The organism is Streptomyces changanensis, assembly GCF_024600715.1.
In the GTDB taxonomy this organism is placed as follows: domain Bacteria; phylum Actinomycetota; class Actinomycetes; order Streptomycetales; family Streptomycetaceae; genus Streptomyces; species Streptomyces changanensis.
In genome coordinates, this window is record NZ_CP102332.1 from 3,190,465 (window position 1) to 3,205,622 (window position 15,158).

The 15,158-nt window shown below is 73.5% G+C and carries 10 protein-coding genes, 5 tRNA genes and 1 riboswitch; of the genes, 6 read left to right on the top strand and 9 right to left on the bottom strand.

Translation table 11 applies throughout. The features are described 5' to 3' along the window. Nucleotides 1-7: 7 nt before the first annotated feature. Nucleotides 8-144, bottom strand: a riboswitch (cyclic di-AMP (ydaO/yuaA leader). 236 nt (nucleotides 145-380) lie between these two features. The 6 genes from NRO40_RS14050 to NRO40_RS14075 form a co-directional block, all read right to left on the bottom strand. After that, the gene (locus NRO40_RS14050; protein ID WP_157901882.1) at nucleotides 381-1,658 is read right to left on the bottom strand and encodes a PP2C family protein-serine/threonine phosphatase; all 1,278 of its coding nucleotides are present in this window, start codon (nucleotides 1,656-1,658) and stop codon (nucleotides 381-383) included. Nucleotides 1,659-1,894: 236 nt separating this feature from the next. Beyond that, nucleotides 1,895-1,968: transfer RNA gene (locus NRO40_RS14055), tRNA-Met, on the bottom strand. A 247-nt stretch (nucleotides 1,969-2,215) separates the two neighbouring features. Next, nucleotides 2,216-2,291, bottom strand: a tRNA-Lys gene (locus NRO40_RS14060). A gap of 153 nt (nucleotides 2,292-2,444) precedes the next feature. Continuing rightward, a complete protein-coding gene (locus NRO40_RS14065) occupies nucleotides 2,445-4,712 on the bottom strand; it encodes a DEAD/DEAH box helicase (protein ID WP_079047165.1) in 2,268 nt (755 codons plus the stop codon). 507 nt (nucleotides 4,713-5,219) lie between these two features. After that, nucleotides 5,220-5,843, bottom strand: coding sequence for a hypothetical protein (locus tag NRO40_RS14070; RefSeq protein WP_058942876.1), 624 nt, complete (start codon nucleotides 5,841-5,843; stop codon nucleotides 5,220-5,222). A gap of 82 nt (nucleotides 5,844-5,925) precedes the next feature. Next, entirely contained in the window at nucleotides 5,926-6,276 is a 351-nt protein-coding gene (locus NRO40_RS14075) for a metallopeptidase family protein (RefSeq protein ID WP_058942877.1), read from the bottom strand. A 68-nt stretch (nucleotides 6,277-6,344) separates the two neighbouring features. Between NRO40_RS14075 and NRO40_RS14080 the strand changes: the two genes are divergently transcribed. The 5 genes from NRO40_RS14080 to NRO40_RS14100 all read left to right on the top strand — a co-directional run bounded on the left by NRO40_RS14080 (nucleotide 6,345) and on the right by NRO40_RS14100 (nucleotide 8,711). After that, nucleotides 6,345-8,030, top strand: a complete 1,686-nt coding sequence (locus tag NRO40_RS14080) for a metallophosphoesterase family protein (protein ID WP_257375419.1) — start codon at nucleotides 6,345-6,347, stop codon at nucleotides 8,028-8,030. Between the two features lie 148 nt (nucleotides 8,031-8,178). Beyond that, nucleotides 8,179-8,251, top strand: a tRNA-Glu gene (locus NRO40_RS14085). A gap of 39 nt (nucleotides 8,252-8,290) precedes the next feature. After that, nucleotides 8,291-8,365, top strand: a tRNA-Asp gene (locus NRO40_RS14090). A gap of 22 nt (nucleotides 8,366-8,387) precedes the next feature. Beyond that, nucleotides 8,388-8,464 (top strand) — tRNA-Phe (locus NRO40_RS14095). An 82-nt stretch (nucleotides 8,465-8,546) separates the two neighbouring features. Beyond that, entirely contained in the window at nucleotides 8,547-8,711 is a 165-nt protein-coding gene (locus NRO40_RS14100) for a hypothetical protein (protein WP_157901883.1), read from the top strand. 51 nt (nucleotides 8,712-8,762) lie between these two features. Here the strand turns inward: NRO40_RS14100 and NRO40_RS14105 are convergent, their stop codons facing one another. Genes NRO40_RS14105 through NRO40_RS14115 form a run of 3 tightly spaced genes read right to left on the bottom strand, consistent with a single transcriptional unit; the run spans nucleotide 8,763 to nucleotide 11,059 of the window. Continuing rightward, complete coding sequence (locus NRO40_RS14105; protein ID WP_058942879.1) at nucleotides 8,763-9,587, bottom strand: cytochrome c biogenesis CcdA family protein; 825 nt, start codon at nucleotides 9,585-9,587, stop codon at nucleotides 8,763-8,765. Continuing rightward, complete coding sequence (locus NRO40_RS14110) at nucleotides 9,584-10,381, bottom strand: DsbA family protein (protein ID WP_058942880.1); 798 nt, start codon at nucleotides 10,379-10,381, stop codon at nucleotides 9,584-9,586. Before NRO40_RS14110 ends, NRO40_RS14105 begins: the two co-directional genes overlap by 4 nt. 54 nt (nucleotides 10,382-10,435) lie before the next feature. Further along, nucleotides 10,436-11,059, bottom strand: a complete 624-nt coding sequence (locus NRO40_RS14115; RefSeq protein ID WP_058942881.1) for a hypothetical protein — start codon at nucleotides 11,057-11,059, stop codon at nucleotides 10,436-10,438. A 108-nt stretch (nucleotides 11,060-11,167) separates the two neighbouring features. On the opposite strand from NRO40_RS14115, the gene hrpA reads away from it, so the two are divergent. Further along, complete coding sequence (gene hrpA, locus NRO40_RS14120) at nucleotides 11,168-15,103, top strand: ATP-dependent RNA helicase HrpA (protein WP_257375420.1); 3,936 nt, start codon at nucleotides 11,168-11,170, stop codon at nucleotides 15,101-15,103. Nucleotides 15,104-15,158 lie beyond the last annotated feature (55 nt).

A 15,158-nucleotide genomic window follows, 5' to 3' on the forward strand; every position in this document is an offset into this window, starting at 1 on the left:
GCGCTCTCCTTTCCTTCCTTCTCGCCTACCGGGTTAGCTGACGGGTTCGGAGCAGGAAGGTCTCCTACGGGCCGGAATGCAGCCCGATTCACCCCAGGTGTGGTGGGTCCCCGGTTCCCTCGCGGGATTCGGCGCATGCGCACGGTGCCGCCTCTGCGACGGCTGGTACGACCGCGCTGCGTTATCGAACGTTAATAGACGCACGGGTCGTATTCCAAGCCGTTGCCGGGTATTCGTGAGGGCCGACGACAGGCACCAAGTCCCCTATAGGCAGACATTTCCCGGCGAATTGACACCGCGTCAAGGGGTTCGAGACCCCTCCGACCGACCACGACTTTCTGACGGTTTGTCAATTGTTATCGCCGAGAGCTGTCCTCCCCTCACGGAGCGTGCCCGTCGGGGCGGGCGACCGCGAGCAGTGCCATGTCGTCGTCCGCCCCGCCGCCCGTGTACCGCCGCACGTCGTCGACCAGCCCGTCCAGCAGCTCCCCCGGCGCCGGGAAGGTCCGCCCCTCCAGCCAGGCGGCCGGGTCGTAGAACATGCCCGCCGCGTCCCGCGCCTCGGTGAGGCCGTCCGTGTGGAAGAGCAGTGTCGCCCCCGGCGGGAACGGCGCCGTGTACGCGCGGTCCGGCCAGGTGCCCAGCTCCCCCATGCCCAGCGGCAGCGCCGGCTCCGGCGGCTCCAGCACGGCCACGCGGCCGTCCGCACCCAACAGCAGCGGTTCGGGGTGGCCCCGGTTCACCACCCGTACCGTCCCGTCGCCGCGCGGGACCTCGGCGAGCACCGCCGTCGTGAACCCCTCCACCGCGTCCAGGCCGTCCCGCCGGGTCCCCTCCCGGGCGAGCGCCCGCTCCAGCCGCTGCGCCACCGCCTCCAGCGAGCTCTCCTGCTCGGCGGCCTCGCGGAACGCCCCGATGACGATCGCCACGGCCTCCACCGCGCCCAGGCCCTTGCCCCGCACGTCCCCCACGACGAGCCGGACCCCGTACGGGGTGTCCTGCACGGCGAACAGGTCCCCGCCGATGGACGCGTCGGCCTGCGCGGCCTCGTAACGCGCGGCCACCCGCAGTCCGCCGATGCGTTCGGCGGGCACCGGCAGCACCGCCCGCTGCGCCGTCTCCGCGATCACCCGCGCCGAGGCGAGCCGCTCGCCGCTGCGCCGTACGAGCCGGTTGATGAGCAGGGCGAGCCCGCCGACGGTGACCACGGTCAGCAGCTCGGTCAGCGTGGGAACCCGGGGGAAGGGCTTCTCGACCAGGTGCGGCGCGATCACGGCCAGGACGGCGCACAGCGCGACGACGAGGGTCGCGCGCCGGGTGTAGAGGGGTGCGGCGATGAGCGGCGCGGCGACGAAGAAGGGGACGCCCGTGAAGGGCGGCGGGGTCGCGATGTCGTACGCCACGCCCCCGACGAGCAGCAGCCCGGGAAGCCCCCGCACGATCCGCCGGACCACCCCACCGGTCTCGGCCCGACCTGACTCGACCTGACCGGCCTCGACCCGATCCCGCTCGGCACGGCCGTGGCCGTGGGGCACCGGGCCGGCACCGCCGCCGTGGGGCACCGGGGCACCGCGGCCACCCCGGCCGGCGGCGCCGTCGCGCGCGTCGTCACCGGCCCGCTCGTCGCCGCCCTCGCCGTACTCCGCTCGCTGCCCCACCACCCCAGGCTGGCCGCAGCCGCCCTCCCCGGCGACCCGCGGTCGGCCGACCGGGCGAGGCGGCGGCCACATCCCGGGAGCCGCGCCATCGACCGCCCGACCGGCCATCCGACCATCCGACCATCCGGCCGACCGTCCGCCGACCGACGTCGCCCGGCCGCTGTTCGACCGCCCGACAGCCCGACCGGGAAAACGCCGAAGGCCCGGTGCTGTAAGCACCGGGCCTTCGGTTTCAGTAGCGGGGACAGGATTTGAACCTGCGACCTCTGGGTTATGAGCCCAGCGAGCTACCGAGCTGCTCCACCCCGCGTCGTTGAACACAACCTTACGCCATCCCGGGGGGTGCCGTTGACCATTTCGCGCCTTCAGCGCCAGAAAGCTGAAGAAATTCCCGGTTCGCCGGCGACGAGGCCCCCGACAGCGGGCCATCACCGGCCCCGGAGCGGGTCCGGAACGGCCTCGAAAGGGAGCGCGGCGCCCCCGGACGCACGAATGCCCCGGCCGGAAGGAACCGGCCGGGGCACCAGACCCCGTGACGAGCCGCGGAGGCTCGCGACTGGTAGGCCCTGTGGGACTCGAACCCACAACCAACGGATTAAAAGTCCGCTGCTCTGCCAATTGAGCTAAGGGCCCTCGACGGGTCATCCCCGAGCATAGCCCGCCGGGACCGGTGAGCCGATCGGGTATCGGCACAACACCCTCGTACGGCCCGTCCCGGAACCGGGACGGGCCCGTACGCGGCACACGAGGTGTCGCGTACGGGCCCGTCGGGCGCCCTACGGGGCGTCAGCCGTTGCGCTTCCAGCGGGGCTTGTCGTCGCGGCGCCCGAAGGAGGAGCCGGAGCCGGAGCCGGTGTTCGAGCCGCCGCGGTGGTCGTCACGGCGACCGTACGGGCGCTCGTGGCCGCCGGAGCGGAAGCCGCCGCCCGCGGGGCGGTCGTCCCGACGGTCGCGGTTGAACGGACGGTCGCTGCCGCGGTGACCGCCGGTGGGGCGGTCGTCACGACGGTCGTCGCGGCGGAAGCCACCGGCCGGGCGGTCGTTGTCACGACGGAAGCCACCGGACGCCGGACGGTCGTTGTCACGGCGGAAACCACCCGAGGCCGGACGGTCGTTGTCACGGCGGAAGCCACCGGACGCCGGACGGTCGTTGTCCCGGCGGAAACCACCCGAGGCCGGACGGTCGTTGTCCCGACGGAAACCGCCGCGGTCGTTGTCCCGGCGCTCGAAGGAGCGGCCACCGCGGTCGTCACGGTCGCGGTTGAAGCCGCCCCGGTCGTCGCGGCGGTCGTTGTCGCGGCGGAAGCCACCCGACGGGCGGTCGTTGTCGCGGCGGAACCCGCCACGGTCGTTGTCCCGGCGGTCGTCGCGGCGGTAGCCACCCCGGTCCTCGCGGTCGCGGCGCTCGAAGTTGCCCCGCTCGTCGCGGCGGTCCCGGCGCTCGTACGAGGACGAGCGGTCGTCGCGGGAGTCCCGCTCGGGCTGGGCCGGTACGGCGGCGACGGCGGCCTGCACCTCGGCCTCGGCGGCCTCGGTCACCTCGGCGACGGCGGCCTCCGGGTCCTCGCCCCGCTCGCGCGCGGCGCGGGCGACCAGACGGTCGGCCTCCTCGCGGAGCTCGGCGGCGCGGCGCTGCATGCGCTCCAGCTGCTGGGCGAGGTCGGCCGCCTCGCGCTCGGCCTGCTTGGCGGCGTTGTTCGCGGAGTCGGCCTGCACCTCGGTCAGGGACCGGGCACCGGTGATCTCGGCGACCTCCGGGTCGAACGCCCCGGCGCCGCCCACGATGTGGCGCGTGGCGTCGACGCCCGCGTCCTCCATGAGGCGGAAGATCTGGCGGCGCTGGTGCGGCAGGGCCAGCGAGACGACGACGCCGGACTTGCCCGCACGGGCGGTACGGCCCGAACGGTGCAGGTAGTCCTTGTGGTCGCCGGCCGGGTCGACGTTCAGGACCAGGTCGATGCCGTCGACGTGGATGCCGCGGGCGGCGACGTCGGTGGCGACGAGGGCGTTGACGTAGCCCTTCTTGAAGTCTTCCAGGACCCGCGTACGGGCGCCCTGGGTCATGCCGCCGTGCAGCGCGTCGGCCTTGACGCCGGTGTCCTGCAGCTGCTCGGCGATGCGGTCCGCGCCCAGCTGGGTGCGGACGAAGATGATGGTGCGGCCCTTGCGGGCGGCGATCGCGGCGGTGACCGGCGCCTTGTCCTTGGGCTTCACGACCAGGACGTGGTGGGTCATGGTGGTGACGTTGCCCTGGGCGCTGTCGACCTCGTGGACGACCGGGTCGGTCAGGTAGCGCTTGACCAGCGTCGCGATCTCGTTCTCCATCGTGGCGGAGAAGAGCAGGCGCTGGCCGCCGGCCGGCACCTGGTCGAGCAGCTCGGTGACCTCGGGCAGGAAGCCCAGGTCCGCCATCTGGTCGGCCTCGTCGAGGACGGCGACCTGGACGGCCTCCAGCGAGCAGGCGCCGCGGTTGATGATGTCGCGCAGCCGGCCCGGGGTGGCGACGAGGATGTCGACGCCGCGCTCCAGGGCGTAGATCTGGTTGCCCATCGACGTACCGCCGCAGACGACCTTCATCTTGAGGCCGAGGACGTCGCCGTACGGCTGGAGGGCGTCCGCGACCTGCATGGCGAGCTCACGGGTCGGGGTGAGGATGACGCCGCGGGGCTTCTTCTTGTCGGTGTGGCCGCCGGCCAGCGTGGCGAGCAGCGGCAGACCGAAGGAGAGGGTCTTGCCGGAGCCGGTGCGGCCGCGGCCGAGGATGTCCTTGCCGGCCAGGGCGTCCGGGATGGTCGCGGCCTGGATCGGGAAGGGGGTGGTCACGCCGTTCTGGGCGAGCTTGCGGACGACGCCCTCGGGGAGGCCGAGGTCGGCGAAGGTGATGGTGGGCTCGTCGGCGACCGTCTCGTCGGCGACCGCCACGGCGGTCTCCTCGGCGGTCTCCTCGACCGTGCCCTCCGCGTCGGCGGCGACGAGCTGCTCGTCGTTCACCGCGGTGTCGGCGGTGGGGTTCTCGGTCGTGGACAGAACGGTGTCAGTGCTGGAAATGGACATGCGAAATGCGAAACCTTCCGGAGTCTCGGCACGCGCCCGTCAACTCCGTGTTTCGCTGCTTAGCAAATCGACCGCCTCGATGCGGTCAGCCACGGCAAGGGAGAGAGTACGCGCCACACGCGGCGCTCTTCGGTCTGGCGCCGGGCAAATGGGATCAAACGATCTACCACCATACGCACCTTCCCCCACTCAGCGCAAGCTCGACCCCGCTCGGCCGCCGAACGGCCCCTCACCGGCCCCCGCCTCGACTCCCCGTGCAGACCCCTCGCGGCCCCCACCCGGACCCGGCCCGGAACCCGTCCGGAACACGAGCTCCGCTCCACCGGATCCCGCCCGGCCCCACCCGAAACACCCATCCGAATCCCACCCGGACCACGCCCGGACCCCGTCCGGCTCGTGTCCCGAGCATGGCCCCTGTCCCGAGTACGGACCCCGTCCCGAGTACGGGCCCCGGACCCCACCCAGTCCCCGTCCGGCCCCCGCGCCCAGCCGTGGCCCCGGCGGCGCTCAGGCGGGTGCGGACTGCGGTGACGCGGCCGGCTCCGTCCACCGGGACGCGGACCGGTCCGCGCGGTGCAGCGCCTCGGTGCGGGTCTCCGCGGACGGCGACGCGGTGGGCGGCTCCGACGGCTCGGGCGCGGGCGGCTCATCGGACGGCGACGGCGTGGGCGTCGGCTCCGGCGGCGGGGCGGGCGCGGACGGCGTCGGGGGCGGTCCGCTCGGCCCCGTACCGCCGCCGGAGCCGCCCGTGCCGCCCGTGCCGCCCGTGCCGGGACCGGGGTCGGGTGCGGGGTCGGCGCCGTGGCCCCCGTCGGGCCTGGCGCTCGCCGCGGGGCCCGCGGAGGGCGCGGCGGACGCGGACGGCGCCCGGGACGGGCGGGAGCCGCCGGCCGTGCCGCCGTCGGGCGTGTCGGGGTCGTCCGCTCCGCCGCGCGGCCCGTGCCGCCCGCCGGGGGCGGCGACCCCGCTGTCCGCCTCGGCCGCGGCCGCCCCGGAGGGGTCCACCGACTCGGTGGGCCGGGGCCGGGAGCTGTCGTCGGAGACGCTCATGCAGCCGCTGACGGAGCCGGCGGATGCCACCACCGCCACGGCGGTGACGGCCCATCGGACGGGGGCGGGCAGCTGGCGCACGGGGGCACCTCCAGGGCGGGGACGGGGTTTCCCTGCCCAACTCCCGGGCGCCCGCGGGGGACACGCCCGGACGGCGGGTCCGTCAGCCGTACCCCAGTTCGTGCAGCCGCGCGTCGTCGATGCCGAAGTGGTGGGCGATCTCGTGGACGACGGTGATCTCCGTCTCGGCGACCACGTCCTCGCGGGAGTCGCACATCCGCAGGGTCGGCCCCCGGTAGATCGTGACCCGGTCGGGCAGCACGCCCGCGTACCACTCGCCCCGGTCGGTGAGCGGCGTCCCCTCGTACAGGCCGAGCAGGTCGGGGTCGTCCGCGGAGGGTTCGTCCTCCACGAACACGGCGACGTTGTCCATCAGCCGGGTGAGTTCCGGGGGGATCCGGTCGAGCGCCTCGGCCACCAGTTCCTCGAACTCCTCGCGCGTCATCTCCAGCACTCCGCCATTGTCGTGGATGCGGCGGGCACCCGGGCATAGCCGCGCACCCCGCAGGGCATACGGCCCCAATGGCCCGAGCCGTCGCCCGTACCCCGTACGTCCGTATCGCCCGAGCCCTGCGCCGCGTGCGGGACCGTGTGCGCCCCGGCGCCCGTCCCGGGGCCCGGCCCGCGGTGCCGACCGACCCCGCCGGCACCCGCCGTCCCGCGGCGCGGCGGGCCGTCCGCGCCGTCGGGCTGCTGGCGGTGGTCGTCGCGGGGGCCTGGCTGGGACTGCTGGTGGTGGGCAGCGTCCGTACGCCGGTCGGGCCGATGGACACCAGCATGACGCTGCGTCCGTCCCTCACCGGCGGCACGAAGATCAACGTCTCGCCGCTGGGCGCCCTGGAGCTGGACTCGCACACCGGACCCATCCGCCTCGACGTGGACGTCGACCAGCTGGACCCGGTGCGCTCGCAGGCGCTGGTCGAGCACCCCGAGCGGATCTCCGGCCTCCAGGAGGAGATCACGGGGGACGTGGTGGACGGCACCCGCGAGCTGGCCCTCCGCTCCTGCGTCGCCGTCGTCACCGGCGCCACCGCGCTCGGGCTCGTCGTCTACCGCAGGCCCCGCCGCGCGCTCGCGGCCGGCGGCCTCGCGCTCGCGCTGCTCGCGGCGTCGGGGGCGACCGCGTACGCGACGTGGAACCCGAAGTCCGTCCTGGAACCGCGCTTCTCCGGCCTGCTCAGCAGTGCCCCGGCGGTCGTGGGCAACGCCCGCTCGATCGTCACCGAGTTCGACGTCTACCAGAAGGAACTGGCGCGGCTCGTCACCAACGTGACCAAGCTGTACGACGCGACGTCCACCCTCCCGACGTACCAGCCCGACCCGGCGACGATCCGGGTGCTGCACGTCTCGGACATCCACCTCAACCCGGCGGCCTGGCACATCGTCGCCTCGCTCGTGGAGCAGTACGGCATCGACCTGATCATCGACTCGGGCGACACCATGGACCACGGCAGCACCGCCGAGAACGTCTTCCTGAACCCCATCAGCAACCTCGGCGCGCCGTACGTCTGGGTGCGCGGCAACCACGACTCGATGGACACCCAGAAGTACCTGAGCGGCCTGCGGAACGTGCACGTCCTGGACGGCGGGCAGGCGGTCACGGTGGCCGGGGTGCGGGTGGCGGGCGTCGGAGACCCGCAGTTCACCCCGGACCGCACGGTCGTACCGGCGGGCGACGACGCCGAGCGGGACGCGGGCCGGCGCCTGGCGGACTCGCTGCGGGCGCAGACGCGGGCGGGCACGCCCGTGGACGTCGCGGTCGCCCACAACCCCATCGCCGCCCACCAGACGGACGGCGCGGTCCCGCTGGTCCTGGCCGGCCACGTGCACCGGCGCGTGAACGAGGTCCTGCCGAACGGCACCCGCCTGAAGATCGAGGGGTCGACGGGCGGCGGCGGGCTGCGCGCGGTCGAGAAGGACGAACCGGAGCGGGTCCACGCCTCGGTCCTGTACCTGGACCGGGACACCCGGCGCCTCCAGGCGTGGGACGAGATCACGCTGGGCGGGCTCGGGCTGACCACGGCGGAGGTCGCCCGCCACGTCCCGGAGGACGCGCTGGTGGAACCGGAACCCGTCCCCGCGGCCGGCACCCCGTCCCCTGCCCCGTCCCCGTCCCCGTCCCCCACCCCGGTGCCCGGCAGCCCGTCCCCGGCGCCGGGCGCGCCGTCCCGGGAGCCCACCGCCGCACCGGGCACCCCGTCGCGGTGACCCGTCCCGGCGCCGTGCGCCCGGTGCTCCGCACGCCTCGCCACCGCCACCGCCCCGCCCCCGCGAAACCGTTTTGGCGAACCGTCCCCGCATCCCATATGCTTCTCACGTCCCCGACGCGCTGACGAAGCGCCCAGGCGGGCCCTTAGCCCTCATCGTCTAGTGGCCCAGGACGCCGCCCTTTCAAGGCGGTAGCACGGGTTCGAATCCCGTTGGGGGCACGCATTACCGTGTGCGAGACTTGTTCTCGCACGAAGCTTGGTCCTGTGGAGCAGTTTGGAGTGCTCGCCACCCTGTCAAGGTGGAGGCCGCGGGTTCAAATCCCGTCAGGACCGCTGCGGCTCGTCAGAGTCGCGTGGCTGGGTAGCTCAGTTGGTACGAGCGTCCGCCTGAAAAGCGGAAGGTCGCCGGTTCGACCCCGGCCCCAGCCACCAGCCGAAAGGCCCCGTCTCCGGACGGGGCCTTTCGTCGTTCCCCGACGGTCGCCGGACCGGACCGGTCGCTAGAGTCGCCCGCATGGGGGAGTACGCGAACCAGGGCCGCACGCTGCCGTGCAAGTGGTGCGACCGGCCGGTCAGGCTGGAGCGCCGGTTCTTCCCGCGCCGGTACTGCAATCGCCGGCACAAGTGGAAGCACCGCTTCACCGAGCTGTTCGGCGAGGTCCTCGGCGGCGGCGCCTAGCAACTCCCGGCCCCGCCGCCGTCTCCCGGACCCCGCCGCCGTCCCTCCGGGTCAGGCGCGTTCCCGGTGGCGCCGGCCGCGCACCCCCAGCACCACCGCGACCGCCGCCACGACGCCCAGCAGGAGCGCCCAGTCCGGGACCGCGCGGCCCGCGCGGGCCGCCCACTGCTCGGCCGCGAACGAGGCGTCCACCGACAGCAGCCCCGGCAGGGCCGTCGTGCCGTCGAAGGCCAGGAACATCCCGCCCAGCAGGACGAAGAACCCGCCCGACAGCAGGGACGTGGTGTGCAGCTCCAGCCGGCCCAGCCGCACCGGGCGGCCGCGCAGCCAGCGGCGGCGCCCCAGGTCGTACCGGTCCCACAGCAGGGCCAGCGCGAACAGCGGCACCGCCATGCCCAGCGCGTACACGGCCAGCAGCAGACCGCCGTAGACGGCGCTGCCGCCCAGCGCCGCCACCGTCAGGACGCTGCCGAGGATCGGGCCCGCGCAGAACCCCGCCAGGCCGTAGACCAAGCCCAGCGCGTACACCGACACCGCCGACGTCGGGCGGATCCGGCCGCTCGCCTCCGTGAGCCGGCGCGGCGCGAAACCGAAGCCCAGCACCTGGGCGACGCCGAGCGCGATGATCAGCCAGCCGCCCCCCGTGACGAGCAGGTCGCGGTTGCCCTGGAAGAAGCGCCCGGCGACGGAGCCCGCGGCGCCCAGCGGCACGAGGGTCGTCGCCAGGCCCGCGTAGAAGACGCCCGTGCGCGCGATCAGCCGCGCCGTCGAGTCGACGGAGTACGCGAAGAACGCCGGCAGCAGCAGGGCGCTGCACGGGCTCAGCAGCGCCAGCAGACCGCCGAGGAAGGCGGCCAGGTAGCCGACGTCCGTCATCGGCCGGCCTTCGCCGCCGCCGCGTCGATCGCGGCCGTGAACGTCTCCAGCGGCTGCGCGCCCGCGACCGGACGCCCGTTGATCAGGAACGACGGCGTGGAGGCGACACCCAGCGCGTACCCCTCCTTCTGGTCGCGTTCGACCGCCCGACGGGCCTCCGGGCCGTCCAGGTCGCGGGAGAAGCGGGCGACGTCGGGGACGCCGGCCTGCCGGGCCAGCTCGGCCAGCCGGTCCGCGCCGAACCCCTTCTCCTTCGCCCCCTCGGCGTACGCGGCCCCGTGGAACTGCCAGAACCTGCCCTGCCGGCCCGCCGCCCACGCGGCCCGGGCGGCGCGTTCGGACTCCTCGCCGAAGATCGGGAGGTTCCGCCACTCGATGCGCAGGACGCCCGCGTCGACGTACTTCTCGATCAACTGCGGCTCGGTGTCCCGGGCGAACTTCCCGCAGTACCCGCACCGGAAGTCGGCGTACTCGATCAGCACCACCGGGGCGTCGGCGCGGCCCACGGCCAGGCCGTCCCGGGCGTCCCGGCGGGCGAGCTCCTCCCACTGCGGGTAGACGCCCTCCTCCGCGGCGGCGGACGCCGGGGCGGAGGCGGCCGAGCCGGCCGCGTCCCGGTCTTCGGGCTTGGTGGCCGTGTACGAGGCGAAGGCGAGCAGCGCGGCGGCGGCCGCGACGCCGGCGCCGATGAGGTACGGCCTCACCCGGGACGGCTCCTTCGCCGGGGACGGCTTCCTCGACGCCGGGGCCGGAGCGGGGGCCGGGGACTTCGGGGACTTCGACTTCGGGGACATGGTGGATCTCCTGCGCTGTGCGGACGGGAAGGGGACGCGGCGGCGGGGCGCCGGCTACACGCGCAGGATCGACAGGTCCATCGGGGAGAGCGGGACGAGACCGGGCGGGGCTCGCCCGGGGGTGGTGCCGGCCGGTTCCCCCACCGCGCACCCGGTCCCGGGCGCCGCGCCGCGCACGTCGTACGGCGCGGGGAGCAGCTCGCCGGGCGAGGGGCCGCGGGGCAGGGTGGCGGGGGTCAGGCCGCCGTCGCCGGAGCGGGACCCGTCGTCGCAGCCGGGCGTGCCGGCGCCGGCGGAATCACCGTGGGCGGCGGCCCGCGCGGGGCCGGCCGAGAAGCCCGGCGCGGCGGAGAGCCCCGGTGGGAGAGAGGCGACGGAAACCGCGGGAGTCACGGAGACGGCGGGAGCCACGGAGACCGCATGCGCCACAGCGACCCCAGGCACCCGGAAGACCGCGGGCACCGCGGAGACCGCGGAGACCCCAGGCACCCCGGAGACCGCCGACGCCCCGGACGCGGCCGCGGTGGTCTCCGTCGCCCGCCCGGGCTGCGCCCCGGTCGCCGCGGGCAGGCCGCCGGCCCACCACCCGCCGGCGCAGAGCAGGAGTCCGAGCACCGCGCCCACCAGCACCGGCACGAGCAGCGCCGGACGGCGCCGCCGGGCATCGGTACGGGGCATCGGGTCGGGCGCCTTCCTGATCGCGGCGGCTGGTGTCGGCTCGCCCGAAATGGTACGGGGAAATGGGTTCGCCACTCCCGAGCCGCGGGTGAGATCCTGGGACACGGTATGTCTACTTCCTTCGCCGACCTCCAGACCCTGCTGGCCGAGGTCTCGCTGCGCGACGCGCACCGGCTCGGCCGCCGTCTCGAAGGCGCCCGCCGCATCCGTAAGCCCGAGGCCAGGCAGGCCGTCCTGGACGAGATCGCCGCCGAGGCGGCGAGGGGAGCCGCCCGCACCGCCGAGCGGGCGTCCCGCGTGCCCGCGGTCACGTACCCGCAGCAGCTGCCGGTCAGCCAGAAGAAGGACGAGATCGCGGAGGCGATACGCGACCACCAGGTCGTGATCGTCGCCGGTGAGACCGGCTCCGGCAAGACCACGCAGATCCCGAAGATCTGCCTGGAGCTCGGCCGCGGCGTGCGCGGCATGATCGGGCACACGCAGCCGCGGCGGATCGCGGCCCGCACGGTCGCCGAGCGGGTGGCGCAGGAGCTGGGGACGCCGCTGGGCGAGGCGGTCGGCTGGAAGGTCCGCTTCACGGACCAGGTCGGTTCCGACACGTTCGTGAAGCTGATGACGGACGGCATCCTGCTCGCCGAGATCCAGACCGACCGCGACTTGCGCGCGTACGACACGATCATCATCGACGAGGCCCACGAACGCAGCCTCAATATCGACTTCCTCCTGGGCTACCTGGCCCAGCTGCTGCCGCGGCGCCCCGACCTCAAGGTCGTGATCACCTCCGCGACGATCGACCCCGAGCGGTTCTCCCGGCACTTCGGCGACGCGCCGATCGTCGAGGTCAGCGGCCGGACGTTCCCGGTGGAGGTCCGCTACCGCCCGCTCCTCGAAGAGGACTCCGACGACGCGGACCGCGACCAGATCACCGCGATCTGCGACGCCGTCGACGAGCTCCAGGCCGAGGGGCCGGGCGACGTCCTCGTCTTCCTCTCCGGTGAGCGCGAGATCCGCGACACCGCGGACGCGCTGCTCAAGCGGAAGCTGCGGAACACCGAGGTGCTCCCGCTGTACGCGCGGCTCTCCCACGCCGAGCAGCACCGCGTCTTCCAGGCGCACCCGGGGCGCCGGATCGTCCTCGCGACGAACGTCGCCGAGACGTCGCTGACGGTCCCCGGCATCAAGTACGTCATCGACCCGGGCACGGCCCGGATCTCCCGGTACAGCCACCGCACCAAGGTGCAGCGGCTGCCGATCGAACCGGTCAGCCAGGCCAGCGCCAACCAGCGCAAGGGCCGCTGCGGCCGCACCTCGGACGGCATCTGCATCCGCCTGTACAGCGAGGACGACTTCCTCTCACGCCCGGAGTTCACGGACGCGGAGATCCTCCGGACGAACCTCGCCTCCGTCATCCTGCAGATGACGGCGGCCGGTCTCGGCGACATCGAGAAGTTCCCCTTCATCGACCCGCCGGACCACCGCAACATCCGCGACGGCGTGCAGCTCCTCCAGGAGCTCGGCGCGATCGACCCCGCGCAGAAGGACCCGAAGAAGCGGCTGACGCCGGCGGGCCGCAAGCTGGCGCAGCTGCCCGTCGACCCGCGCCTGGCCCGGATGGTGCTGGAGGCCGACCGGAACGGCTGCGTCCGTGAGGTCATGGTCATCGCGGCCGCCCTGTCCATCCAGGACCCGCGCGAGCGGCCCGCCGAGAAGCAGGCGCAGGCCGACCAGAGCCACGCCCGGTTCAAGGACGAGACGTCGGACTTCCTCGCCTTCCTGAACCTCTGGCGGTACGTCCGCGAGCAGCAAAAGGAGCTGTCGTCGTCGGCGTTCCGCCGCATGTGCAAGGCGGAGTACCTCAACTACCTGCGCATCCGCGAGTGGCAGGACATCTACAGCCAGCTGCGCACGGTCGCCAAGCAGATGGGGATACACCTCAACGAGGAGGACGCCGACGAGCAGCGGGTCCACGTCTCGCTCCTCGCCGGCCTCCTGTCCCACGTCGGCATGAAGGACGTCAAGGACGGCGCGAAGAACGAGTACCTCGGTGCCCGCAGCGCCAAGTTCGCGATCTTCCCCGGGTCGGCGCTCTTCAAGAAGCCGCCGCGCTTCGTCATGTCCGCCGAGCTCGTCGAGACGTCCCGGCTGTGGGCGCGGGTCAACGCCCGCATCGAGCCTGACTGGATCGAGCCGCTCGCCGGGCACCTGCTGAAGCGCACGTACTCCGAGCCGCACTGGGAGAAGGACCAGTCGGCCGTCATGGCGTACGAGAAGGTGACGCTGTACGGCGTGCCGATCGTCACCGACCGCAAGGTGAACTACGGCCGCATCGACCCGGAGGTGTCGCGAGAGCTGTTCATCCGCCACGCGCTCGTGGAGGGCGACTGGCGCACGCACCACAAGTTCTTCGCGGACAACCGCAGGCTGCTCACCGAGGTCGAGGAGCTGGAGCACCGGGCACGGCGCCGCGACATCCTCGTCGACGACGAGACGCTGTTCGACTTCTACGACCAGCGGGTGCCCGAGCACGTGGTGTCCGGCGCCCACTTCGACTCGTGGTGGAAGCACAAGCAGCGGGACGAGCCGGAACTGCTCGACTTCGAGCGCGAGATGCTCATCAACGATCGGGCCGGGGCCGTCACCAAGGACGACTACCCCGACACGTGGCGGCAGGGCGCGCTGAAGTTCCGCGTGACGTACCAGTTCGAGCCGGGCGCGGACGCCGACGGCGTCACCGTCCACGTCCCGCTCCAGGTCCTCAACCAGGTCGTGGACGAGAACTTCGACTGGCAGATCCCGGGCCTGCGCGAGGAGGTCGTGACGGAGCTGATCCGTTCGCTGCCGAAGCCGATCCGCCGCAACTACGTGCCGGCGCCGAACTTCGCGCGGAGGTTCCTGGAGCAGGCCGCACCGGGGCAGGAGCCGCTGACGGAGACCCTCGCCCGCGCACTGCAGCGCATGGTGGGCGTGCCGGTCTCCGCGGACGACTTCGACTGGGCGAAGGTCCCCGACCACCTGCGGATCACGTTCCGGATCGTCGACGAGCGGCGCCGCAAGCTCGCCGAGGACAAGGACCTGGAGGAGCTGAAGCTGCGGCTGCGCCCGAAGGCCCGGCAGGCCCTGTCGAAGGCCGCGGCGGCCGCGACGGCGGGCCCGGCGGGCTCGGGCGGCTCGCTGGAGCGCACCGGCCTGACGGAGTGGACGATCGGCACGCTGACGCGGGTCTTCGAGACGCGCAGGGCCGGCCAGCCGGTGAAGGCGTACCCGGCCCTCGTCGACGAGGGCACGACGGTCGCCGTCCGGCTCTTCGACACCGAGGCCGAGCAGGCGCGGGCGATGTGGCGGGGCACCCGGAAGCTCATCATGCTGAACATCCCGGTGAACCCGGCGAAGTTCGCCTCCGACCGGCTGACGAACCAGCAGAAGCTCGCCCTGTCGCGCAACCCGCACGGCTCCGTGCAGGCGCTGTTCGACGACTGCGCGACCGCCGCGGCGGACCGGCTGATCGCCGAGCACGGCGGCCCCGCCTGGGACGAGGAGTCCTTCCGCAAGCTGTACGACAAGGTCCGTGCCGACCTGGTGGAGCTGACGATCCGTACGGTCGACCAGGTCCAGCAGATCCTGGCCGCCTGGCAGGCGTGCGAGCGCCGGCTGAAGGCCACGAACAGCCTCACCCTGGTGAACAACGTGCGGGACGTCCGCGAGCAGCTGGCGGCCCTCGTGCCGGCCGGCTTCGTGACGAGGACGGGGCTGCGGCGCCTGCCGGACCTGATGCGCTACCTGGTGGCGGTGGACCGCCGCCTGCAGCAGATGCCGACATCCGTGCAGCGCGACACGACGCGCATGGAGAAGGTCCACGAGATGCAGGACGAGTACGCCTGGCTCCTGGAGCAGCTGCCGAAGGGCCGGCCGGTGCCGCAGGAGGTCCTCGACATCCGCTGGATGATCGAGGAGCTGCGCGTCAGCTACTTCGCGCACGCGCTGGGCACGGCGTATCCCGTCTCGGACAAGCGGATCGTGAAGGCGATCGACGCGGCGGCGCCGTGACGGTGCGGTCGCCAGGAGTGAGTTCGACCTGGTGGTCCGACCTGCTGTACAGTCT

Excerpts from the sequence above, each read along its gene's own strand:
- NRO40_RS14115 (WP_058942881.1), bottom strand. The coding sequence starts at position 11,059 with ATGCCCCGTACCGATGCCCGGCGGCGCCGTCCGGCGCTGCTCGTGCCG.
- hrpA (WP_257375420.1), top strand. The coding sequence starts at position 11,168 with ATGTCTACTTCCTTCGCCGACCTCCAGACCCTGCTGGCCGAGGTCTCG.
- NRO40_RS14110 (WP_058942880.1), bottom strand. The coding sequence starts at position 10,381 with ATGTCCCCGAAGTCGAAGTCCCCGAAGTCCCCGGCCCCCGCTCCGGCC.
- NRO40_RS14065 (WP_079047165.1), bottom strand. The coding sequence starts at position 4,712 with ATGTCCATTTCCAGCACTGACACCGTTCTGTCCACGACCGAGAACCCC.
- NRO40_RS14100 (WP_157901883.1), top strand. The coding sequence starts at position 8,547 with ATGGGGGAGTACGCGAACCAGGGCCGCACGCTGCCGTGCAAGTGGTGC.
- NRO40_RS14080 (WP_257375419.1), top strand. The coding sequence starts at position 6,345 with ATGGCCCGAGCCGTCGCCCGTACCCCGTACGTCCGTATCGCCCGAGCC.
- NRO40_RS14105 (WP_058942879.1), bottom strand. The coding sequence starts at position 9,587 with ATGACGGACGTCGGCTACCTGGCCGCCTTCCTCGGCGGTCTGCTGGCG.